The organism is Treponema sp. OMZ 838 (assembly GCF_000775995.1).
Taxonomy (GTDB): domain Bacteria; phylum Spirochaetota; class Spirochaetia; order Treponematales; family Treponemataceae; genus Treponema.
Genome location: NZ_CP009227.1, coordinates 1,168,339 through 1,190,977 on the forward strand (window position 1 = coordinate 1,168,339; position 22,639 = coordinate 1,190,977).

Sequence of the window (22,639 nt, forward strand, 5' to 3'; positions counted from 1 at the left end):
ATTTGTGCCGTTTTTGTCGATCTCTCCTTACAACTTCAGGAACCTTGAGGATAAGGCAATTGACCTCTCCGCTCCTGAAGTTTTTTTAGTCGGTCAAAATGGGCAAGGTAAAACAAACCTACTGGAAGCGTTATACCTTGCCGCTTATGGAAATTCCTTTAGAACCAGAAACGAAGCGGAAATATATAAAAAAAATACGAATGAATATAGTATCCGTGTCTTATTTAAAGAAAATGAAGAGCGGAGTCATAGAATATCAATTATTTCAAAAGATAAAAAAAAATCATAGAAAAAAACTTAAAGAAAATACACGACAGAAAAGATTTTATCTCCACTATTCCTTGCATTCTTTTTTGCCATGATGATTTGGATTTTGCGACAGGAGCGCCGGAACGCCGTCGTTTTTTTATCGATCAATCTCTTTCTCTCTATGATCCGTCATATATCGATATTCTACGTAACTTTACAAAATTACTAAAATCACGCAATCTCGTATTAAAAGAAAAAAAGAGCGAAATACTGGATGTTATTGACGCGCAGCTCATTCCTATAGGCATACAAATTATAGAAAAGCGTCGTGCACTTATTGAATCGTTCAATAATATATTCTCTTCGTTATATGAAAATATCGGTGGGATAGATTCCGTGATGATCGATTACAGCCCTTCATGGAAATCAACGAATTTTGATGAAGTGTTAATATCATTAATAGAAAAACGCCAGCTTGATTTTACAATGAATACCAGTATGTCGGGGCCTCATCGCGATAAGATACGCTTTATCCGCAATAAAAAGCCTTTTGTACAAACCGCTTCGATGGGGCAGCAACGCTTACTTTCGCTTGTCTTGAGAGCTGCTCAGGCATTTTTTTATACGGAAAAGACGAACCGATTACCCGTATTGCTGATGGATGATGTTCTTTTGGAACTTGATCCTGAAAAACGAAAAAATTTTACCGAGCATTTACCTCGTTATGACCAGCTTATCTGTACATTCCTTCCGGGTGAGCCGTATCAAAACTACATACGCGAAAAAAGCCGTGTATATATTGTCTCGGAGGGCAGCTTCCGTGCAGAATGACGTAAAAAAGCTTTCAGAATTGATTCTGAACTATCTTGATAAGGTAGGGCTTTTTGAACAATCAAAAGTATTGGAAGTATATTCGTCATGGGCTTCTATTGTCGGAGAGAAGCAAGCTGCCCATTCAAAACTAATCGATATAAAACATCAAACGGCGGTTATTGAAGTTGATCACCCCGGTTGGAGTCAGCAGATTTTATTAAACAAGAAATATATTTTGCGAAACTTTCAAAAAAGATATCCTCAACTGGGAGTTAAGAATATTTCCGTTATTGTTTCATCGCATTATGAGACTTCTCATCAGTTTCGAAATACTGAAAATAGCGGTAGAGCGGTTCCCGATAAGCAACAGGTGACTGAAAAAGCTGACAGACTATCAATACAGCAGGAAACGTCGATAGAAACTGATGATGTTGTAAAAACAGAATTACCGCAAGAAGTACAAAAAGCCTTTGAAAGATTGAGGATGTCTATTAGAGAAAGAGGTTAGAATAAATAACAGCGGATGAGGGGAGTCGGACCCCCGTCACGAGCTTGGGAAGCTCGGGTAATAGCCGTTATACGACATCCGCAGAACTTTTAAAGAGTATCACTTATTAGTATAGTACGTCAAGATATCAATTTAATAATTTTAATGAAGAAATGGTAAAAGAAGTAAAAAATTTAATGGGGATGTCCCGAAAGTAACCAACTTTGGGAACATCCCCATGGTAATTTAAGTTTTTTACTTTTTACCTGGAATACGGTATCTTAAACCAATACCGAAGCGAGTAGCATACCATACAGAAGTGTGTATCCTACCATCATAATAATCCGGATGGAAATTAATGGAAACACCGACCGGAGCCCAATCAAGGAATATATTAAAATCAGGGATATTTCCAAAATTTAATTCCCATCTAACCGGTAATAAAACGTATATTGAGCCACCTTTGTAGGTTCCCCCATAATATGGTACGGTGTAGAAGTCAAAACTACCTCCAATAACCGGACCTAATGATAATGGACAGTGTTGATTGCCAAGACCTGATAATACCGGATCCCATACCGTAAAAAGAGCTCCAAGTTGAATATCAATATGATTCCAGCTAAAAAGACCGCTATAACCGGCAACTAAATCGAATTCAACCAAATCATTAAATTCATGTGAATAAGATAAACCGAACGGAGAACCGATATATCCGCCTATTTTATCCTTTCCTCCGTTACCATTACCGCCGCCGGTACCCTTTGCCGCAGCGAAGGTGAATGAGCTCGCTAAAAGTGCAAACATACTAATAAAAAGTAGCTTTTTCATATATCCTCCTGATATATATTTTTTTTAGATTATCTTCTCTTTATCGAAATGTCAAGTAAAAAAAGAGATTCAAAAATTAGCAAGATAAACTTTTTAACAATAATGACTTATATTGTTACTATTATAGTTAAATTGACGAAAAGCGTGCTAAAAAATAAAATAATTAATGAATAGATATTTTATTACAATCTTTTATCAAATGTTTCACGTGAAACATTAAAGAAAACTGTTTGTGAAACTTATAAAAACAAATAAACTTTGATACAGAGTGTATATTGTATAGTGACGGGAAATTAAATTTTCCACATGAATAAAAAAGCCCTTCAATCGTTTGAAGGGCTTTTTGTTAAGATTTCAGTTAAACTTAGAGTTCTTGAGGATAACTATGAATTGATACGTTCTTGGTATTCATTCGATTCGGTGTTAACCAGTATCTTTTCACCCTGTTTGATAAAGAGAGGAACACGAACTACAAGGCCTGTTTCAGTAGTGATGGGCTTTGTTGCTCCTGAAACGGTATCGCCTTTTACATAGTTTTCGCTTTCTGCAACTTCAAACACCATTTTTGCAGGAATTTTTACATCGATAGGGTTACCTTCCCAAATAAGGATTTCGTATTCATCACCTTCCCGCAGATAGTATTTTTTATCGTTGATAATATCTGACGGAACTGAAATCTGATCATAACTTTCCGTATCCATAAAAAGATAGTTTTCCCCATCTTCATACTGATACTGTCCTTTGTGAGTGTCTACTGTTGCATCTTCTACCGTATCAGCTGTTTTAATGGTTTGAGTTAAAACGGATCCGTCTTTTAAATTCTTCATTTTAACACGAGCAAATGCAGCTCCCTTTCCGGGATTTACAAATTCCCGTTCGACTACCAAATACGGACTACCTTTGTGTAATAATACTGTGCCTTTTGCAATATCGCCGCCTCTAATCATATTTCACCTCATATAAAATAAATTAGTATTTCAAAAACTGCGTGAAGGAAAGTTCAAAAAGTGATAATTTAAAAGGATTTTCTTTTCTGAACCATCTGTGAATTTTATAAATCATTATTGCATAACAATTTATTTAATAAACAGGCTTATTTCACAAATAATCTTTTTGAATATACCGAATAAAAAATAATATCAGTTTTTTTAACTTATACAAGTTGGGTAAATTTTCTTTCTTTTTTTCTTTTTAGATAGCTATATGTCCTAATTTTATACAATAAACCCGTAAACATTACCAAATCAATTTTAGCACTGCGATTATTCCGATCAGAATTATAGCAACAGCAATGGCTAATTTTCGGCGTCTGCGGTATTCTTGCTCGGTTTTTGATCTTCGTTTGAGGAAGAACCGATCAAATAAGATGATTGCTGCTATTCCAAGGATCATTAAGATGATAAAGCCTATAAGACCATAGCCGGTTTTATCTGAATATCCTATAAAGATATCCGAGCCTGATCCGTCACCGATAAATATATCTCTTTTCAGCTTTAGAAGAATTGCAATAAAAGATATGATAAGGATGATTAAAAAAATAAGCGCAGTAAAAAAGTATTGTCGGTGTAGCGGGTCGTCTTTTGCCTTCATATTTAAAAAGTTTTTGACGGTAATTGAGCCGAGAACTGTAAGCACTAGAGCATATATAATGCAAATAATGATAAACTGCATTTTTTCTCCATTTCTACTATAAAAGATTGACTTTTTTAGTCATTGTTAGTATCGTCATAAAACTTAATTTTATTATTTTTATGGATGTGAAAAATGAACAAAAAGATTTTATCGATTATTGCCGCAGCACTTCTTGTGTTTTCTTTTACAATAAGCTGTAAGAAGCAATCAGCAACCGAAACTACTACTCCGGCGGAAGGCGCTAATGCTGCAGAAACAAAAACAGAGGAAGAAAAAGAGCTTCCTCCTCCGACGAAAAAAGAAGTCGGCTATGCGTTCGGCGTTATGATGGGTACATCGCTTAAGGACTTTAAACTGGATGTTGATTACGGTGAATTGGTAAAAGGTTTAAAGGATGTCGAAAAGAATAAAGAAGTAGATATTGCTGCTGCGCAGAAGGTATTGCAACGGGCAAGCGAAGCTTCTTATAAAAAAGAGGCTGCAGAAAATTTGGCGAAAGAAACCGAATTTTTGGAAAAAAATGGAAAAAAAGATGGTGTAAAGACAACCGAAAGCGGTTTACAATACGAGGTCGTAACTGAAGGAACCGGTGCTGCGCCGCTTATTACCGATACGGTAAAAGTACATTACAAAGGAACCTTGCTTGATGGTACGGTTTTTGACAGTTCCTATGACCGCGGGAACCCCGTTGAATTTCCGTTAAATGCAGTTATTCCCGGTTGGACGGAAGGCTTACAGCTGATGAAAGTCGGTTCAAAATATAAGCTTTATATCCCCTCTAAGAGTGCTTATGGAGAACGCGGTGTTTCACAGGTTATCCCTCCGAATTCAACATTAGTTTTTGAAGTTGAATTATTGGAAATCCTCCCGCCGGAAGCAGGAAAACCGGCAGAGTAAGCATAAAAACTGACAGAAAAAGCCGTCTGATATCAACAGGTGCCTCTTGATATCAGACGGCTTTTTTTTTTGTGAATTACTGCCGATAATCAATAACAGAAAGGCTCGGTATAACAAGTAAATAATGTGATAAAGCCGTGTCGATATTGGATAGTCAAATTATGAATATTGCAAATTTTTTTACCGCAACAAGAATGGTTGCTGCGCCTCTTTTTATTTGTATTTATTATCTTCCGCGTTATGTAGGAATATCGGAACAAACGGTAATGCTTATTCTTATACCGCTGTTTATTTATATGGAGTTTACCGATTTTTTAGACGGATATTATGCCCGTAAATTGAAACAAGTAAGCAATTTCGGTAAGTTGTTCGATCCTTTTGCAGATGTGTTTGCCAATCTGACTGTGTTGCTTGCGTTTATGTTGTCAGGTTATGTGCCGCTGCCTGTGTTTATCATTATTTTATATCGTGAGTTAAATATTTTATTTTTACGGATGCTTGCACGGGGCAACGGTATTACCATCGGTGCGAAAAAGGGAGGTAAGACTAAAACGGTATGCTATATTCTTGCCGAAGGTTTTACGCTGCTTATTGAACTGCTAATTGCATTTTCGCTTGCAGAAAAAACCGTTACCGATATGATGATTATTATTAACAAAGGTATTTACTGGATTGCTGCCTTATTATCGGTTGGCTCGTTTATCGATTACCTTGTATCATATAGGAAGAGTATCCGTGCCTTACGGAAGGATAAATAAAGAATATAAGAGCGTTGGCGGGATACTTTCCTAACTTTTTCGGAACTAAACTCCCTATAACTCACCATTCTTTTTTGGTAGAATGTCTGCATGATTCACAATATCATTCTTTGCGATGACCACGCGCTGTTGCGGAACGGAATAAAAAGCTGGATAGAAACGCATTCACCCTACAAGGTTACGCACGAAGCCGGCTTATGAGCCCTCGAGCTTTATCATACTGTCCCGTATTAAACTGCACAGGGGACGTTTCCCACGCTGCGCTGCCTTCCTGTACGGCGTGCTCTTCTTTGCGGAACTCAGTTTTTGCCTAACACTGATCAATGTGTAAGACTATTAAAAACAGCCTGATGCGTGTACCCGAAGCAGCCATCGGACTTATTGACTTAAAATGCCTTTGTCATAAAATATCGGTATGAAACATATCTATACGAAAATGCTGCCATTTATGGCGGCGCTGATTGTTATTTCCTGCGGAAGCTGCTCAAGTAAAGACGAAATCAAACCGCTTACCGAAGGAGGTTCTATGAAGTTGACAAGCACGGCTTTTGCCGACGGCGAAAAAATGCCTCAAGAATTTGCAAAACTTGGAGCGAATCACATTCCTCCGCTCGAAATCGACGGTGTACCGGAGGGTACAAAGAGCCTTGCGATTATCGTGCACGATCCGGATGCGCCGCTTCCCGGCGGATTTTATCATTGGACGCTGTGGAACATTCCGCCGCAAACAACGTCGATCGGATAAGGTAATGTGCCATCGGATGCCGTCGAAGGCGAAACAAGCTGGGGTACGAGCGGCTACAACGGACCTCAACCGCCGTTCGGGACGCACCGCTATATTTTTTATCTGTATGCGCTCGATATGAATCTGAGTCTTCCGGCGGGCAGCAGCGTAAAAGAGCTTAAGGCCGCGATTAAAGGGCACGCAATCGAAGCTGCTTCACTTACGGGTATGTTCGGTGCTAAGAATAACCCCTGACCAAAGCAGGCCGCACTATCTTACCGCACCATTCAAAAAAGTTACCGCAGACATTATGCAGTCATTCGCAAATATCGAACTATGCGCTATCAATAATGCACAAGCTCTTAGTGTTAAAGACGGAGTACGGAAGCTGGTAAGTGTAGATAAAGCGTAAGGCAGTCTAGTGGCTATGGACAAGTAACGGAGTAACCGATGGGCGATATGCAAAATGCAAAGATGGAATTTGATGAGATGAACACTGCCCCTGTTATCAAACACATTGCAGTGCGCAGCGCTATAACGAAATCAAATTTACCCGTAGCGGATTATTCTGTTAATCCATACACCGGATGTACCTATGCGTGCAAATATTGTTATGCTTCTTTTATGAAGCGCTTTACCGGACATACCGAACCGTGGGGAACGTTCTTGGATATTAAAGATTGGCCGGAGATCAAGCATCCTGAAAAATATGCAGGGAAAGAATTATTCTTCGGTTCCGTTACCGATCCGTATAATCCGGAAGAGGCACTCTATGAGCGCACCCGCTCTTTGCTTTTACAGTTGAATGGATGCGCGGCAAAAGTCAGTATTGCAACAAAAAGCGATTTAGTGCTGCGCGATCTGGATATCATTCGGAGCTTCCCTAATGCCCGCGTTTCATGGTCAATTAACACACTTGATAACCGCTTTCAACAAGATATGGATAAAGCCGTTTCAATTGACCGGCGACTTACCGCAATGGAAACTTTTTACCGAGCGGGGGTACGTACCACGTGTTTTATCTCTCCGATATTCCCCGGTATTACCGATGTTGAAGCGATTATCAACCGGGTACAAAATCAGTGTCATTTAATCTGGCTTGAAAATCTCAATTTACGCGGCAGCTATAAACCGGTGATCCTGGACTACATAGAAACGAACTACCCTGATTTGTTGCCGCTCTATCAAAGCATATACGTTGACGGAGACCGCAGTTATTGGAAACAGCTTGATGTGAAACTGCAAGCCTTTACTGCGGACATCGGACTTGACTATGTAACAAATGATGACAGTATGAACCGTCCCTTTGATGCACCGCCTGTTGTTGTCAATTATTTCTATCATGAGCAAATTAAAAAATCGGCGTGGAGAAAACACCTTACAATCGGCTCTACTGTTTGAATAGCAGAATACGCTTCTTTATCCAATTGCCGCTTCTACCGACTTAACAGCCTTTTCTAAAATAGACTTGCTTTCATTCCGTAAAGTCTCGCTTTCAATTAGCAGCTTGCTTATTTGCTCCTGCTTTTCTTTTGCGATAATCGGAATTATCACATTTTCTATTTCGCTCTTTTTCCAATGGTTAATAATTGAACCGCCTGCGTCCTTTTCTGCTTGCATTTTTACCGCTACGGAATTTAGCACCAATGCCAGATAATCAGGTAGCACTCTCTTATCTTTAATATCCATGTGTAGTATGGCAGATGATGTAATAATATCTTCGCTTTTATTCATCTTGTAGGCTATGCCGACAGTTCCATCTTTAGATAAAAGTATCGTGTCTTTCTTCGGTCTAATACAATCTTTGAATTCATTCTCTGACAGGTAAATACTCGTATCTGTCAAACCGAATTTAGTTAAATCCTGTACTCTTATAAATGGTGTTCCTTTTGTCTGATAGCTTTCGCTTCCTGGCTCAATCGACTTTTTGATCGTAACAAGATTAGATAATTTATCACAGTTGTTGTCCGACAGTTTTTCAAATAGCCTGTCATATTTTTCTTGATAGTATTCGCTATCCAATCTTCCGCTCACGGCGAATGTATCTTTAAGATTTTTAACAGTATAATTTGCAGATTTCAGATTATCAAACAAGCCGATTTCTTCATAAAGTTTGAAGATTGCAAGATTAATATAATAGCTTGCTTGCTCTTCATAGTAGGCAATTAGTGGCTGCTGGCTGCTGGCTGCTGGCTAGAAAATTATGTGCTGCCTGTTCATTTTTGTCAATAGCTATTTCAACACTTTTTGTAGAAATTTCAAGTAATTCTTTTGCTTTTTTTGAGTACTCCATACTCTGCTTGATATAGCTTGCGATTTCATCTTGAACTTCTTTTTTCACAAGTGGAATTGGCATATTTTTTATAGTTGGTAAATCTGTATTTTGTCTAACACTTGCTTGGGCAATATTTCTGTACAAGTAAAAATCCTTTGCTACATTTTGAATATATGCTCCTACAAAATATGGATTAAATCTTTCATCATTTAACCTTGCTCTAATTGTAAATGAAGCGAATAAATAATTTTCTTGTTCTTTTGTCACCACTCCAATATCACCAACAGTTCCCATCTGAGAAATGATAATATCGTTTTCTTTTGTAAAAAACTTATCCTGCAAGTCTTCTGTATTTTCTATTTCATCGAAGTCTCCTACAATAAAACAATTTTTTAAATTCATTCCTTTAATGTAGGGAATGCTTTTGTTATTTTTGACATATGGACTTGTCGGAACAGTTCCATAGTTAATTAAGCTACAAATATTTTCTAATTTTTCAACGCCTATGTTGTTTATTTTTTCGTCAAATATCTCATATTTAGGCTGGTAATACTCGCTGTCAATTCTTCCTGTTCTTAAAAAGCTTTCTTTCAAAGTTTTGATAGATACTTTTTCATTCGACGGATTGAAATTTTTAAGTCCCAGTTCGGAAATGAGAAGATTTTCGGCTTGGGTGTATTTTGTATTTGCCTCTTTTGAAGCATTATTTAAGTCGCTCATTAAATAATTTAGTCTTTTTCTAAATTCATGCGAAAACACAGGAACATATAAAGACCGTATAGCTTTCTTATCAATCGTCAAAGGCACAGTCCCATTTACTTTTCTCTGAATGATATTTTTCCCTACTGTAGAATTCAAAAATAGATATAGTGTATTTTCATCTATGACATCACCTTTCAACCTAAGCAGAAATAAATTCATTCCCAAAGATACAGGCATATCAAGTTTTGGCATTAAATATGTTCTTCCCGGAGAACCAATTTTGTTGATTAGAACCTCTCCTCCATGCACTTTGCTTTTTGATAAAAATTCATATGAAGATTTAGAAATATATTTCACATTGTCTGAAAAACTATTGGTTTCTAAATCAGTTGTTCTAACCATATAAGCATAATCTTTTTCATCTAATAATTTGAAATTTTGTGCGATGGTTTCATAACTTCCGTTAGAATGAAAATCTGTCAGTACTTTTAATTCTTTCTCAAGCACAGTATGGTTAGTTTTCTTTATTTTCAGATATGAGTTCAGGAATTTTTTAGCAAAAAACTCACTATCTAATCTGTATTTTTCATTATCCTGTGTAAGATTTGATAGTTTTATCTCACTTATCTCTAGCCCGTTTAATAGCTTTGTATACTTTGCACTATCAAACGGGCTTGTCAGAAAAAACTTAAATGCTCTTTTTTTGCAAATTCTGTAAAGGCTTCGGCTATGCCGTCTTCAGTCATTCCATCGTGGTTATATAAATCGTGCTTGACGATTAAGTGTCCGTGCGTATCAAGGATTGGTAATCCGTCTTTATCTTTGACAAAGATTTTATCGCCTGAGTTATCCTTGCTCGGCTCTTGCATTGTGGCAAAAAAGATAGGGTAATCCTCCTTTTTAGGGCAAAGTTTATCGTCCCATTTCTGAACGAAAAGAACCGAGGTTTTCGTTCCCGTATGAGGTTTAAAAACATTTCCGTGTAAGCCGACAACAGCAAGTATTCTGCAACGCTCCGTTATAAAATCTCTAATGTATTTATCAGATGAATTGTTAAACCTTCCCTGCGGAAGCACAATTGCCATTCTTCCACCCGGTTTTAAGAAATTAAGGTTTCTTTCTATAAAAAGAATATCTCTGCCGACTTTTGATTGATATTTTCCATTTGCATTTTTACCGAGTTCATATTTAGCAATTATTCTTGACTCTTTAATATCTCCTGCAAAAGGCGGATTAGCCATAAGAATATCAAACTCAAAAGAATAGTCGCTATTCTTAGTTTTTCTTAGTTTTTTAAGCTTCTTCCATCCCTCGTTATAAGTATCTGTCCAATCTTCGGTTTTTGTTGTATCTTCCCAGCGTTCATAATCCAAGGTGTTTAAATGCAGTACATTTGTCTGTCCGTCCCCTGCAATTAAGTTTAGCGTTCTTGCTACCCGCACAGCTTTTTCATCAAAGTCAATCGCAAATACTTTATCATTAACATAATCGGTACATTCAGCCGGCTTTTTCTGACTGGTGAAAAGATGACTTTGCTCTATTCCTTTTTCTTTTAATATTTGTTTCCATACATAAAATATTGTGTGAACAGGAAATCCGCAAGACCCGCTTGCCGGGTCTATCATCGTTTCATCTGCCTTTGGATTGAGCATTTTAACGCACATATCTATTACATATCTTGGAGTAAAGTATTGCCCTTTTTCTCCCTTAGAAGATTTGCTCATCAAATATTCAAAAGCGTCGTCGACAACATCGAGATTGGAATTAAAAAGCTTTACATCTTGAAGAGAAGATACACACACAGACAAATGAGAGGGACTAAGTAAAATTTTAGCGTCTTGTGAAAATACACCGTCCCACTTATTCTTTGCCTTGTCAAACAGCTTTTGTATCTTGTCTTTCAGTTCCGTTTCCGTATCTCCGTAATTTCTAAATTCAAGATGGCGTACCTGATTTCTTCCGCTTTCCATTTCATCATAAAGCTTTGTAAAAATCAGTTTGAAAACTTCTTCAAATACATCGACACCTGCGTTAGCAAGCACCTCGTCTTCCATTTCCAAAATAAGGTCTTTTAGGCTCTTCTTTTCTGTAAGCAACTTATCTTTTGAGATAAGGTCATCTATCGTCCAACGCTCACTTAAAATATCTGACAGTTTCTCATTAAAGGTCGGGATATTCGGTAAATCTTCAAAAAAATTAGGATCTTTCCTGTGATAAAAAGAAATCTGTCCGCCGTTTGTCCATACGCCAATAGGAGCTCCTGTCGCATTGCAGTAGCTCTTTAACTGTTCCTTTCCGTCCTTCAGCTTTGGCTTTTTAAGTTCAACAATAATGTAAGGGCTTGTTGTTGCAAGTTTATCAAAGATAACGATATCCGCTCTTTTCTTCTCCCTCCCAAAAGAAACACTGTATTCGAGTTCCATTTTTTCTTTTGGATAGTTGTATTTATTGATAAGTTTATTGATATAAAGCTGACGGACAAGTTCCTCATCAGTAAGCTTAATATCTTTATCTCTTATCTGGCATTTTACATAATAGACATCATTTCCTTTTTTATCCGTTTTAGTAGTGATTAAGTTTTCTACACTATCTATCTCTGTTTGATTAAACTGCTCAATTTTATAATTGGAATCCGCTACGATTTTTGAAATTATGCCGCTCGTATTACTTTTCTTATCCTTTTTTAACATATTTATCACCTTTTTGATTTAATGTTATAAACTTTAGGGCATCTTCTATTTCGAAGGATGCAAAGCAAATCTATACCTGAGTTTTTTCAGATGTCCATCAATGTATCACAATTACTGAACACCATCAATATTTCTTTATTCGTGCAGGGTTAATGCTCACAGGCCGCATCGTACCAGTTCTTCTATTGCAATCGATGCAGATGGACCACCGATCCCTGTCGAAGTAACACTCACCTTTACTCCGCCTAACATACCAGTGTAGGTAATATATTCACGGTTGTCTGCAATCAGTTGTGCATCTTCAAAATATGCAGCAATTTTCTTACACCGTTTGGGGTCTCCCGGCATAATGACATATCGTCCTACCTCATCGGGACATATTTGTATATGATGCTGCCGGTGTTTGTCTGTTGCTTCCATATTCATATCCGCACCTCTCTTATAGAATTTTGATTCAAAATAGCTTCATCCTGTACTTACTTCTTATTCTAAACAATAACCCAATCCTCTACAATGTACGGCAACAATCGATGAAATTCCGATGGTGATTAATCCGGTTGTTATTGTCGAGGCAACAACTGCATAAATAACGATGTATCAAATACAATCAATATCTCCGATTAAAACGGCGTTTGCAATGCTGAATCTAAAAGTTTCTCGATACGTATGCTCCACAATCAGATGCTTTCGCTCCAGCGTGATTTTGTACAAAAGCAAAAGCTCGCTTGATTTTTTCCCAATACGTGGTATAATTATACTAATAGGCCTAAGTGATTATTACAATGAAAGTAACGCGTATTTTTATTTTTGGTATTATATGTTTCGCTTCCGTATTTTTCGTTTTATGGTTATCCGATAGCGGCAAAAATGATGTTTTTGACCATGGTGTAGGAGGCGGAACTTCTCTCCCTGCTGAACTGCCGGAAGAGCAAGACTCACCTTCCACCCCTCAGTCGCTGTATTATCGGGCGTATTCGGTAAAACAAGGCGATATGGTCGGCACCATTGCTGCTGAATATGGGGTGAGTCAGGATGCAATTATCAGCCTTAATAAACTGAAAAACACGCGGGCATTACAAATTGATCAGATATTAAAGATTCCGTCGATAGACGGTATTTCTTACACGGTAAAAAAAGGCGATACGCCCGAATCTATTGCCGATAAATACAAAATCTCCTTGGAAAAACTCGCGACAGTCAATACTCTGACTGATAATACAATAGAAGCAGCCTCGGTTATCTTTTTGCCTGATGCAAAGCTTGATTGGGCTACCTTGCAGGAAATTAACGGCGACCTTTTCCGAAGGCCGTTGCATAGCAGTTACTATATCACTTCCCGTTACGGCTGGCGTGATAATCCGTTCCTAAACGGTCAGCGGAGCTTCCATAACGGTATGGATATGGCTGCTCCTAAGGGGACTGCCGTTTATGCGGCATTGAACGGACACGTTATTGCGACCGGATACAGCACCGTATATGGAAATTATGTAATGATTCGTCATCATTCGGGATATCAAACATTGTACGGACATCTTAATACGATTCTCACTTCCAAAGGTAGTTTTGTCTCTGTTTCTTCAAAGATTGGGACGGTTGGAAACACCGGAATGAGTACGGGCCCGCACCTTCATTTTACCGTTTATCGAAACGGAGCGACGCTTAACCCTGCCGGCCTGTTAAATTAGCCTCACGCTATTGAAAGATTGCAACTTCAATAATTATTGACACATGACTAATACAAAATCCCATAAAATCGGTTTTTATATTCTCATAGCCGTTGCCGTAGCGGCCGGTTGGATCGCTGCTTCGGGTATTGCACTGTATATTCGAGGCACGCAATTACTGACTATACAGCTGGAGGGACAAGTACGGCAGGGCGTTGTTTTCGACTCTGTTCATACCCCTGCTCTATTACAGGCTGCATCTTGTACGCAAGGTATCCCGCAGCCGGCCGCAATAAGCGCCCGTTCCGCTGTTGTGATGGATGCGGCAAGCGGAGCTCTTTTATTCGAAAAAAATCCCGATCAAAGTATTCCGCCGGCCTCATTAACAAAGCTTGTTGCGATGTACACGGTGATGCAGGCTGTTGAGCGGAGAGAAATCAGCTTGACCGACACTCTTACACCGCCTGCAGAATCGTGGGCGGTAAATATTCCATCAGGCTCGTCCCTAATGTTTTTGGGAAAAAATCAACGAGTAACCGTTGAGGAGCTGATGAGGGGTATGGCGGTTGTTTCCGGTAATGACGCGGCGGTGGCACTTGCAATGCATACCGCAGGTTCTGTGGAGACCTTTGTTCGGCAGATGAATGAGGCTGTCGCGGCGCTCGGTTTACAAAATACGCACTTCGAGGATGCAAACGGCTTGAGCGAATATAACCGCACAACGGCTCGCGATTTTGCCCGCTTTTGTGCGGTGTATGTGCGGAAATATCCCGACCACCTTGCACAGTTTCATTCGCTGCGGGAGCTCAGCTATCCGCAACCGCATAATATGCTGAAACCGCAAGCAATTATCCGTCAGCCGGCGACAAATACGCTGTTGGGTAAACTGGACGGCTGCGACGGCATTAAGACGGGGTTTATTTATGAGTCCGGTTTTAATATTGCGCTTACCGCACAGCGGAACGGTGTCCGGTTTATTGCGGTTATTTTAGGCGGCGCCGGTAAAAGTATGGAGGAAGGAAAAGCTCTCCGGGAAGAGAACGGTTCAATACTGATGGAATGGGCTTTTTCTCATTTTTCCACAAGATATGCACAGAACTTTCCGTTAGATATTCCGGCTATTCCCGTTGTTGGGGCAAAAGAGCCGGCTCACCGAACGGCTTTGCTGCCGCTGGTGAACGATCCGAGTGGAAATAACGGAGCTTTTACCGTTCCGCTTTCCGATGCGAAGTCAGGCGAAACCGTACCGAATACCGCTGAAATTCATTCGCGTATACTCGTGCCCGGTGCGCTCGCCGCACCCATTGCAGCAGGAGAAAAAATCGGAAAGGTGCAATTCTTTACGGAAGATGAGGGAAAACCGCTGGTACTTGCCGAATTTCCGCTTATTGCAAACAAAACACTTGAAAAGGGTAGTACCCTGCGCTGGAAATATGATAATCTTGCGTTAAAATTGCATCGTGTTTTAAATCGTCGGTAAGGTGGAAAACTTTTTATATTAGGCATCGCTAAAAAACTCAGTGTTTAGAGCTGCCTTATTTATTTTATAGATAATTTTAGGAATACACATTTTGAAATACTTTATTGAAACGTATGGATGTCAAATGAACTTTGCCGAGTCTGCGGCATTGGAACAGCTCTTGCGGGAACGCGGCTGGGAGGCTGCCGAAGATATACAGCACTGCAATTTGCTGATTGTGAATACCTGTTCGGTGCGAATAACCGCTGAAACCCGTGTATTCGGGCGGCTTGGTCTTTTTTCCGCGATGAAAAAGAAGCGGAATTTTACTATTGTCTTGATGGGCTGTATGGCACAGCGGTTACATGATCAGATAAAGGAAAAATTCCCGCTGCTTGATTATGTCGTCGGGATGTTTGAACGGGATCAATTTACGGCAATCTTTGATGCGGTTGAAAGGGAAACGCTTTGGGAAGGCACGGAGGAAGGTGTCGCTGAGCTTATGGCGCTTAACCCGCAGTCCAGTAATGAACAGCGCTATCATTTTTCCAAATGTTCGTATACCGAAGGCGCTTTTCAAAGCTTTGTGCCGATTATGAACGGCTGTAATAATTTTTGTACGTACTGCATTGTGCCCTATATCCGCGGAAGGGAAATTTCTCGTCCGGTTGAAAGTATTTTGGATGAGATTCGATTTTTAAGCGGGAAAAATGTGCGGGAAATCACGTTGTTGGGGCAGAATGTCAATTCGTACCATGGAGTTGACCCTGTTACGGGAGCAGCCGTGAGTTTTCCGTCTTTGCTTCGTGCCGTTTCAGCCGCGTGTGCAGAGCAGGATGTTATTAAATGGGTACGCTTTATTTCAAACCATCCTAAGGATTTGTCTGATGAGCTAATTGATGTAATGGCGGAGGATTCACGGGTATGTAAATCGCTCCATTTGCCGGTACAAAACGGCTCCAATGAAATTCTTGCGCGGATGAATCGGCGGTATACTGTTGAGCAATACCTCAACATTGTTGAAAAGCTCCGTAAGCGGATACCGAACATTGCACTGACAACCGATATTTTAATCGGTTTTCCGGGAGAAACACAAGCAGAGTTTGAAAAAACACTCGACTTGATGAGGACGGTACAGTTTGATTCGGCTTTTATGTATCATTATAATCCGCGTGAAGGGACAAAAGCATACGATTTCCCCGACCGGATTCCCGATACCGAGCGGATTAACCGGCTGCAGCAGGTTATTGACTTGCAGCAGCGTATTACCGATTTTAAAATGCAGCAACGGGTTGGTTCAACCGTTATGATGTTGGTTGAATCGCAGTCAAGAAATAATCCGGATGAATTATTCGGACATACCGAACAGGGTGAGATGGCTGTGCTTGCGGAAAAATGCGACCCGAAACATATTGGACATTTTATGAAAGTTCAATTACAATCCATAAAAGGGAAAACGTTTAGGGCTGTCCCTGTCGTGTAAGGATTTCCAGGGGAGGATATAATGCCGGGAAAGTTATTGTATTTTATTATTGTAATGCTGATGCTTGCGCTGTTCATGGGCTTTAATCTACCGAATCGTTGTGATATTTCTGTAATTTTTCACGTATTCAAAGATGTGCCGATTTTTTTAAGTATGCTGTTTGCATTTTTGCTTGGGAATATTGCGGTTTTGCCCTTTCTTATCAGCAGCCGTCATAAGATGAAGAAGGCTGAAAAGCAAGCGGCCGTATATCACGATGTTGCAAAAGTTGAGTTAAAGCCTGAAAAACGCCGTTGGTTCGGGAAAAAGAAGAATTCCGAAGAGAGCGGAGCGGCAAAGCAGGATGCGTAGCGGCTGTTCCGAATTCAGAAAAATATATTTTTCTTTTATTGTCGCCGGCGTGATGCTGATTATAAATGCCGGTACCGGAGCCTTTGCAGAACCTTCAGAACCGGCCTTACAGTCCAGCGTACATGCTTTGGCGCAAAAAGCCTTTGCACAAAAGACGGAGGCAGCGGTTCGACAGTTCTTTGAAAAGAATTTGGCAACACTCCCGAATGCACAGGCAAAAGTTCAAGCGCTGACGCTGTTGGCAGACTATGAAGAGCATAACGGGAATTATTCCAATGCAGCGGAGTGTTATCGGCAGGCGGCGGGGTTCGATACTTCCGATAAAAAGACTGCGCTTTTATTGGATGCGGTTCGTGCGTTGCTCTGCGGCGGCAGCCTGGATTCTGCCCGCAGCCTGTTAAGTGAAATTGCTGCCGCGCTACCGGTGAGTGACGAAGATCCCTATTACCGGAGAGCCGCCGTGTACGACACGTGGAGGCTGCTCGCTGAAGATCGTGCTGATCGGGCTGTACCGCTTATTACTGCCTATACCAAGAAAAAATCTTTTTCGGAATATCATTCTGCATTGCTGTTTACTCTCTGGTGGATCAATGATGATGAGGACGCAAAGCAGCGGCTGCTCAAGGAATACCCTTCCTGTATGGAAGCGGCGGCCGTCAATGGAACCGTTACAGTGCAGCCGTCAACTTTTTGGTATTTAATGCCGAGAAGCGGACTTGCTCAACAAGCGATAGCCGGCGGTTCAGCTGCTAAAACAAGCACACCCTCTAAAACAAGCGCCTCATCGGAAGCGACAAAAGCTTCAGTTCAATCGAGCGCTGCATCAAAAACCGAGGCCGCTTCTGCACAATTTTCTAAAACAGCAGCAGTTTCCGAAACGCCGCTTAAGCCTTCCTATTATCAGCTTGGATTTTATAAGACAAAAAAATATGCAGAAGCGCTTGCCGCCGATTTGCAAAAAAAACATTTTACCCCCATTATAAAAGAAGAAACGCGTCCCAGCGGTACCGTTTATTTTGCCGTACTTGTTAAAGAGAACGCTGCCGGAGATATGGGGCTCCGATTAAAGGATGCCGGATATGAAGCCTTTCCGATTTTCCCATAGAGTTTCTTTTGGACTATTTAGTACAGCTGTTATCATTTTTTGGATTCTCTTCAACCTTTTAGGATGCGCTTCTACTTCTGCCCGTAAAACCAATAGTTTATTACCTGTCGATATGGCAAGAATGATTGAAGCAGTATTTTCTGCTGATGCACAGATGCAAGTTGAGCAGACTTTTCCGATACCGATGAAGGACTACGATGATTCTATTTTGCCGAATAATTATCTTGCATTTACCGCATATAAGGGACAGGCTTACATTTATTTTTGGGCGCGCGGGCTTACTTCTTTCGATTTATATATCAATAATAGAAAAGTTCCGACAAAATCCATTTGTACGGATAAACCCGTGTGTTTTGATGCATCGCCATATATTAAAAACGGTAGGAATATGCTCTATATTGCGGCGCTTACTCCTACCGAAAACGGTACGGTTCAAAGGCCGCATTCATTACAGGTAAAGATCCCCTACCCTGTTATTTTGCCGCTTTCAAATTCGCCGGAGGCTTTAAAAGTACAGTTAAAAGATGTGCCCTATTCATCTGATACGCTGGAAATAGTTGATCAACTGTTGACCACGGAAACGGAAACGGGATTCCCCGGAGCACAACTCGTTATTATTAAAGACGGCATGATGATTAAAAACAGCGCTTATGGCGCCATCAGCAAGGTTGACAGCGCAGGCAATCTGCTGGATGAGGTTACTCCGGTAACGGAAAAGACTTTATTTGACCTTGCAAGCAATACAAAGATGTATGCGGTTAATTTTGCCGTTCAAAAGTTGATTTCAGAACAGCAGCTTGCATTAACCGATACCGTTCATCACTTTTTTCCGCAATTTACTGATGCTAAGAAAAGCAAAATTAAAGGCAAGACAGATATTACGGTGTTTGATCTTCTAACCCATCAGTCGGGATTTCCTGCCGGAAGACCCTATTCGCTGAAAATAGAGAAACTTAAAAATGCTTCAGAAAAAAACAATCGTGAACATACCTTTGACTTGATTATGGAGACTCCGCTTGTGTACTCGCCGCGGACGGCAATGATCTATTCCGATATCAATTATATGCTGCTCACCTATATTATCGAAAAGATAACGGGGATGGGGCTTGCAGAATATGTTGTCAACAATTTTTATCATCCACTTGGGTTAGATAGGATTTGTTTTACACCGCTCCGTCAAGGTTTCACTCTTGACGAGATTGCTGCAACGGAAATCCGTGCAAAACCGCGTACTCAAGCTGCTATTGATGGTGTGCAAACAACGGAACTCATTCATGGAACCGTACATGACTCTGAAGCATATACGGCAATGGAAGAGATCAGCGGTCATGCAGGATTATTTGCAAATGCGGAAAGTATTGCGGTATTGGCACAAGTTATGCTGAATAACGGCGGATATGGCGTCAAGCGGTTTTTCGATCCGGCCGTTGCAGGGTATTTTACGGCGCAGCAATCCCTTGTTTCAAGTATCGGGCTTGGGTGGCGACGGCAGGGCGTGCAGGAATACAGCTGGGCGTTTTCTCCTTTTGCCTCTGCCGGAACCTTCGGACATACCGGCTGGACGGGAACACTGACGGTTATCGACCCCGCCGAACATCTTATTATTATTTTATTAACCAATGCAAAAAATACCGTTCCGGCGCATAACACCCGTAACAGCCGATTCGAGGGCGATTATTATTTGGCAAAACGGTATGGGGCAATCACTGCGCTTATTTATGAGGCGTTTCGCCAACCAACGCTTGCGCAGCTGGAGAGTATGCTCATCGAACTTGCCGAAAAGAAATATGAAATGCTGCAGCAGATTTCTGCTTTTGATAATCAAGGCTATATTAATGATCTTGCTGCAATTATGAAAACCGTTCAACAGCGTTCTCAAAAGTCTGCCGGATTGCGAGCATTTCTCAAAACCGAGAAGGCTGCGCAGATTCTCAAAATTGTTGACGGCCGGATGTAGAAACGGGAGCGCGTTTACACGTACGCACCTTGATATTTCTTTTCAAATTCAATCGTTGTATTGGAGCCGTGTCCCGGATACACTTGTGTGTTTTCCGGTAATTCGATAAAAAGCCTCTTGAGCGACTGGCATATTTGCATCTCATTGCCGCCAAGTAAATCGGTTCTGCCGCGAGAGCCGTAGAAAAGGGTATCCCCGCTAAAAAGGATGCCGGCTTCCTTGTTCCACAGACAAACAGACCCTTGGGTGTGACCGGGCGTATGAAGCACGGTAAAGCCGTTTACGCTGTCTCCTTCTTTATAAAAATCCGTCGGTTCAGGTAGTGGATTTTTTTCCAGCGGCTCAATTAATTTTTCGGCATGAAGCGGTCTAAAGCTCTTTAAATGGGTTTGCGTACTGGCTGTTCCAAGATACGCGGCATCATTTTCGTGAATCCATAAGCGGTAATCGGGATATTTTCTTACTAAGGCCGGTAGACCGCCGACATGATCAAAATGTCCGTGCGTCAGCATAATTTCAAGGTGAGTTGGATTAAGTTTATTTAAATACTGGGATAATTCGGGGCTCAAACCGCCCGGATCGATTACGGCAATGCTTTCTTTGCTCAACGGGAACACCCATGTATTGACCATAAGGTAGCCGGTTTCAAACTTTTCTATTGAATAGTGCATGGTGGAGTCCTTTTACAAGCTTTGAGGATAGTTGAGAATAGTATAGGCGATTTTATGGATTAAAACAATATTGAGTCCTTTTGAAATATACGGCACATCTGCGACGTTTTTGCTTTGCAAAAACTCGCCGCCAGCAAATGTGCACGGATGTAAATTTGCTGGCAAGGTATCAGTACCGCCACGGATGGCGAGTGTTTTTTGTACGCTCCTAGCATCTACCTACATCTTTTCAAAAGAAAGATAAATAAAAGTATCAACTATATCTTTTTTGGGCACTAAAATAGAGTAACTAATGTTTAGAGGAGAAATGTGATATGAAAAGAATTATTTTTTGTGATATTCCAATGAAAAAAGACCTTGATGCAATGGTCTATGCCGGAACGGGAAATATCAATTCAGGCTATTCAAAGCCTGTTATTTTTCCAATCAATGCAATTATTGCTGAAACTCTTAAAAAAAATGATGATATTAAGGTTGTCTTACTTCGAACCATTGATAAAGCAGGAAACAGTGGTAAGAATTGCAGACTGTTTATGCAAGAGTTGGATACAATAAACGAAGATATTGGTGCAAAGATATCATACGAAACATTGGATTTAGAATTCAAAGAAACAAAAGCTAATCACGAGATCAGATTAAAAGCGATGTTGGATAAGGTCGAAGAAAACAGTCAAATATTTGCTGACATTACTTTTGGTCCAAAACCGTTGCCGATGATTCTTATTTGTGTACTTTCATTTGCTGAAAAATTTCTTAATTGTGATGTTAAAAGTGTCGTATATGGAAAAGTAAGTTTTGGTCAAGATAATAAAGCTTGTTCACCGGAACTGTTTGATGTAACATCGTTGTATTATTTGAATAATCTTACAAATTCTATGGTTGCCAGTGATGGAAAAGAAGCTAGAAAAAATTTAGATGAATTCTTTTCTTTATAGGATGTTTTATGACGAATAATGAAAGAAAAATAAAGAAAGAGGCAGAGATTCAGAATCTTCTTACTTGTTTAAGTAATATTGAGGATAAAAAATCGTGTGAGTATGAAAAACTACTGCAAAAAATATATACACCAATATGGGATTGGATCCTTCTTCGTTTTAATGAAACAGATGTCCGCAATGCCGGTGTTGAAATCTTTCACTGTATAAAAAGAACTCTTTTAAAATACGATGATGGCTTAGGTTCATCTTATATGGGATATTTATATTCCAGTTTAGAAAATGAAATACGCCATAAAAAAGAAAAAGGGGAAGTTAAAAAATTTCGAATGTGTACAAGAGATGATTATAATCGTGCAATTCGACTTATAAAAACGGCAAAGGAGATCGGTAAAAATCCTTTTAATGAAAAGGTTCAAATATGGCTGTCGAAACAATGCGAACTGGATTTGGATAAAGTAAAGGATTTAATTCTTAAATATTATCAATCTCAGATAGTTGTAGAACAAATAACGAACAATGCAGGCGAAGAAGATTCTTTATTCAATACAGATGCAGTTCAAAATAATTATCTTACACCTGAGGAAAGGGTTTTTAAAACAGAATATGCGCTTGATGATTTGAAAAAGATCGAGAGGGCATTTGATGAATGTCAAGAAAGACAGAAAATTTATTTATCTTCATTTATTACCCTCAAGGTACTTCAGGCTTTGGAACGTACTTTTCTGATAGGTCAAATAGTAGACTTGCTGCAAAAAAGGAATTTTATAGACCTTGAATTACTTAATATTTTTACCTTACAAGCGGAAATGCCGACACAAAGTCAATTAGCCGTAAAATTCGGCAAGGATGAAGGATATATCAGTAATAGAATTTCAGATTTTTTTGAAAAAGTTCAACAAAAAAGTATCAACTAAGTAAATTGCAATTACTAATTATAGTAACAAATTATACAAGGG

Annotated in this window: 19 protein-coding genes, 1 tRNA gene and 3 pseudogenes; 14 read left to right on the forward strand and 9 right to left on the reverse strand. The window is 39.8% G+C overall.

The window, feature by feature from the left end; genetic code table 11:
- The first annotated feature begins 4 nt into the window (after window positions 1-4).
- Together QI63_RS05220 and QI63_RS05225 are read left to right on the forward strand one after the other, a co-directional pair.
- Window positions 5-1,080 (forward strand): annotated as a pseudogene (locus QI63_RS05220) (DNA replication/repair protein RecF).
- Window positions 1,070-1,570 (forward strand): DciA family protein, encoded by a 501-nt coding sequence (locus QI63_RS05225; protein WP_044014485.1) that lies wholly within the window; start codon window positions 1,070-1,072, stop codon window positions 1,568-1,570. Before QI63_RS05220 ends, QI63_RS05225 begins: the two are co-directional and overlap by 11 nt.
- A 10-nt stretch (window positions 1,571-1,580) precedes the next feature.
- On the opposite strand, the gene QI63_RS05230 is transcribed toward QI63_RS05225, so the two are convergent.
- The 4 genes from QI63_RS05230 to QI63_RS05245 form a co-directional block, all read right to left on the reverse strand.
- Window positions 1,581-1,652, reverse strand: a tRNA-Gly gene (locus QI63_RS05230).
- A gap of 152 nt (window positions 1,653-1,804) precedes the next feature.
- Window positions 1,805-2,377: a hypothetical protein gene (locus QI63_RS05235; RefSeq protein ID WP_044014487.1), complete on the reverse strand. Its 573-nt coding sequence runs from the start codon at window positions 2,375-2,377 to the stop codon at window positions 1,805-1,807.
- 383 nt (window positions 2,378-2,760) lie between these two features.
- Window positions 2,761-3,324, reverse strand: a complete 564-nt coding sequence (efp, locus tag QI63_RS05240; protein WP_044014490.1) for an elongation factor P — start codon at window positions 3,322-3,324, stop codon at window positions 2,761-2,763.
- Between the two features lie 289 nt (window positions 3,325-3,613).
- Window positions 3,614-4,048: a hypothetical protein gene (locus QI63_RS05245; protein WP_044014492.1), complete on the reverse strand. Its 435-nt coding sequence runs from the start codon at window positions 4,046-4,048 to the stop codon at window positions 3,614-3,616.
- A gap of 93 nt (window positions 4,049-4,141) precedes the next feature.
- Here QI63_RS05245 and QI63_RS05250 point away from each other — a divergent pair, with 93 nt between their 5' ends.
- The 4 genes and pseudogenes from QI63_RS05250 (at window position 4,142) to QI63_RS05265 (ending at window position 7,789) form a co-directional block, all read left to right on the forward strand.
- On the forward strand, window positions 4,142-4,906 hold the full coding sequence (locus QI63_RS05250; protein ID WP_044014494.1) for a BamJ family beta-barrel-assembly machinery protein: 765 nt from the start codon (window positions 4,142-4,144) through the stop codon (window positions 4,904-4,906).
- A gap of 161 nt (window positions 4,907-5,067) precedes the next feature.
- Window positions 5,068-5,664, forward strand: coding sequence for a CDP-diacylglycerol--glycerol-3-phosphate 3-phosphatidyltransferase (gene pgsA / locus QI63_RS05255; protein WP_044014497.1), 597 nt, complete (start codon window positions 5,068-5,070; stop codon window positions 5,662-5,664).
- A 565-nt stretch (window positions 5,665-6,229) separates the two neighbouring features.
- A pseudogene (locus tag QI63_RS05260) lies at window positions 6,230-6,643 on the forward strand (YbhB/YbcL family Raf kinase inhibitor-like protein).
- Window positions 6,644-6,838: 195 nt separating this feature from the next.
- Window positions 6,839-7,789, forward strand: a complete 951-nt coding sequence (locus tag QI63_RS05265; protein ID WP_235619793.1) for a radical SAM mobile pair protein B — start codon at window positions 6,839-6,841, stop codon at window positions 7,787-7,789.
- A gap of 18 nt (window positions 7,790-7,807) precedes the next feature.
- Here QI63_RS05265 and QI63_RS05270 read toward each other — a convergent pair whose 3' ends face one another.
- The 4 genes and pseudogenes from QI63_RS05270 to QI63_RS05285 all read right to left on the reverse strand — a co-directional run.
- Entirely contained in the window at window positions 7,808-8,482 is a 675-nt protein-coding gene (locus QI63_RS05270) for a restriction endonuclease subunit S (protein WP_200877770.1), read from the reverse strand.
- A gap of 58 nt (window positions 8,483-8,540) precedes the next feature.
- Window positions 8,541-9,872, reverse strand: a complete 1,332-nt coding sequence (locus QI63_RS12405; protein ID WP_052185487.1) for a restriction endonuclease subunit S — start codon at window positions 9,870-9,872, stop codon at window positions 8,541-8,543.
- A gap of 170 nt (window positions 9,873-10,042) precedes the next feature.
- Complete coding sequence (locus QI63_RS05280; RefSeq protein ID WP_044014500.1) at window positions 10,043-12,055, reverse strand: type I restriction-modification system subunit M; 2,013 nt, start codon at window positions 12,053-12,055, stop codon at window positions 10,043-10,045.
- A 162-nt stretch (window positions 12,056-12,217) separates the two neighbouring features.
- Window positions 12,218-12,475 (reverse strand): annotated as a pseudogene (locus QI63_RS05285) (uridine phosphorylase); the annotation flags it as partial.
- Window positions 12,476-12,837: 362 nt separating this feature from the next.
- On the opposite strand from QI63_RS05285, the gene QI63_RS05290 reads away from it, so the two are divergent.
- From QI63_RS05290 to pbp4b, 6 genes are all read left to right on the forward strand, one after another.
- Window positions 12,838-13,740, forward strand: a complete 903-nt coding sequence (locus tag QI63_RS05290; RefSeq protein WP_044014504.1) for a peptidoglycan DD-metalloendopeptidase family protein — start codon at window positions 12,838-12,840, stop codon at window positions 13,738-13,740.
- 43 nt (window positions 13,741-13,783) lie between these two features.
- A complete protein-coding gene (locus QI63_RS05295; RefSeq protein ID WP_044014506.1) occupies window positions 13,784-15,199 on the forward strand; it encodes a D-alanyl-D-alanine carboxypeptidase family protein in 1,416 nt (471 codons plus the stop codon).
- Window positions 15,200-15,290: 91 nt separating this feature from the next.
- Window positions 15,291-16,661 carry a tRNA (N6-isopentenyl adenosine(37)-C2)-methylthiotransferase MiaB gene (miaB, locus tag QI63_RS05300; protein WP_044014508.1) on the forward strand — a complete coding sequence of 457 codons (1,371 nt, stop codon included), beginning with the start codon at window positions 15,291-15,293 and terminating at the stop codon, window positions 16,659-16,661.
- Window positions 16,662-16,682: 21 nt separating this feature from the next.
- Complete coding sequence (locus QI63_RS05305; RefSeq protein ID WP_044014510.1) at window positions 16,683-17,012, forward strand: hypothetical protein; 330 nt, start codon at window positions 16,683-16,685, stop codon at window positions 17,010-17,012.
- A 52-nt stretch (window positions 17,013-17,064) separates the two neighbouring features.
- The gene (locus QI63_RS05310; RefSeq protein ID WP_235619795.1) at window positions 17,065-18,117 is read left to right on the forward strand and encodes an SPOR domain-containing protein; all 1,053 of its coding nucleotides are present in this window, start codon (window positions 17,065-17,067) and stop codon (window positions 18,115-18,117) included.
- A 112-nt stretch (window positions 18,118-18,229) separates the two neighbouring features.
- Window positions 18,230-20,074, forward strand: a complete 1,845-nt coding sequence (gene pbp4b / locus QI63_RS05315) for a penicillin binding protein PBP4B (protein WP_235619796.1) — start codon at window positions 18,230-18,232, stop codon at window positions 20,072-20,074.
- A 14-nt stretch (window positions 20,075-20,088) separates the two neighbouring features.
- Here pbp4b and QI63_RS05320 read toward each other — a convergent pair whose 3' ends face one another.
- Window positions 20,089-20,745 carry an MBL fold metallo-hydrolase gene (locus tag QI63_RS05320; protein ID WP_044014516.1) on the reverse strand — a complete coding sequence of 219 codons (657 nt, stop codon included), beginning with the start codon at window positions 20,743-20,745 and terminating at the stop codon, window positions 20,089-20,091.
- A 314-nt stretch (window positions 20,746-21,059) separates the two neighbouring features.
- Here QI63_RS05320 and QI63_RS05325 point away from each other — a divergent pair, with 314 nt between their 5' ends.
- Together QI63_RS05325 and QI63_RS05330 are read left to right on the forward strand one after the other, a co-directional pair.
- Complete coding sequence (locus tag QI63_RS05325) at window positions 21,060-21,680, forward strand: TM1812 family CRISPR-associated protein (protein ID WP_044014518.1); 621 nt, start codon at window positions 21,060-21,062, stop codon at window positions 21,678-21,680.
- 8 nt (window positions 21,681-21,688) lie between these two features.
- Window positions 21,689-22,597, forward strand: coding sequence for a hypothetical protein (locus QI63_RS05330; protein WP_044014520.1), 909 nt, complete (start codon window positions 21,689-21,691; stop codon window positions 22,595-22,597).
- Window positions 22,598-22,639: the final 42 nt, after the last annotated feature.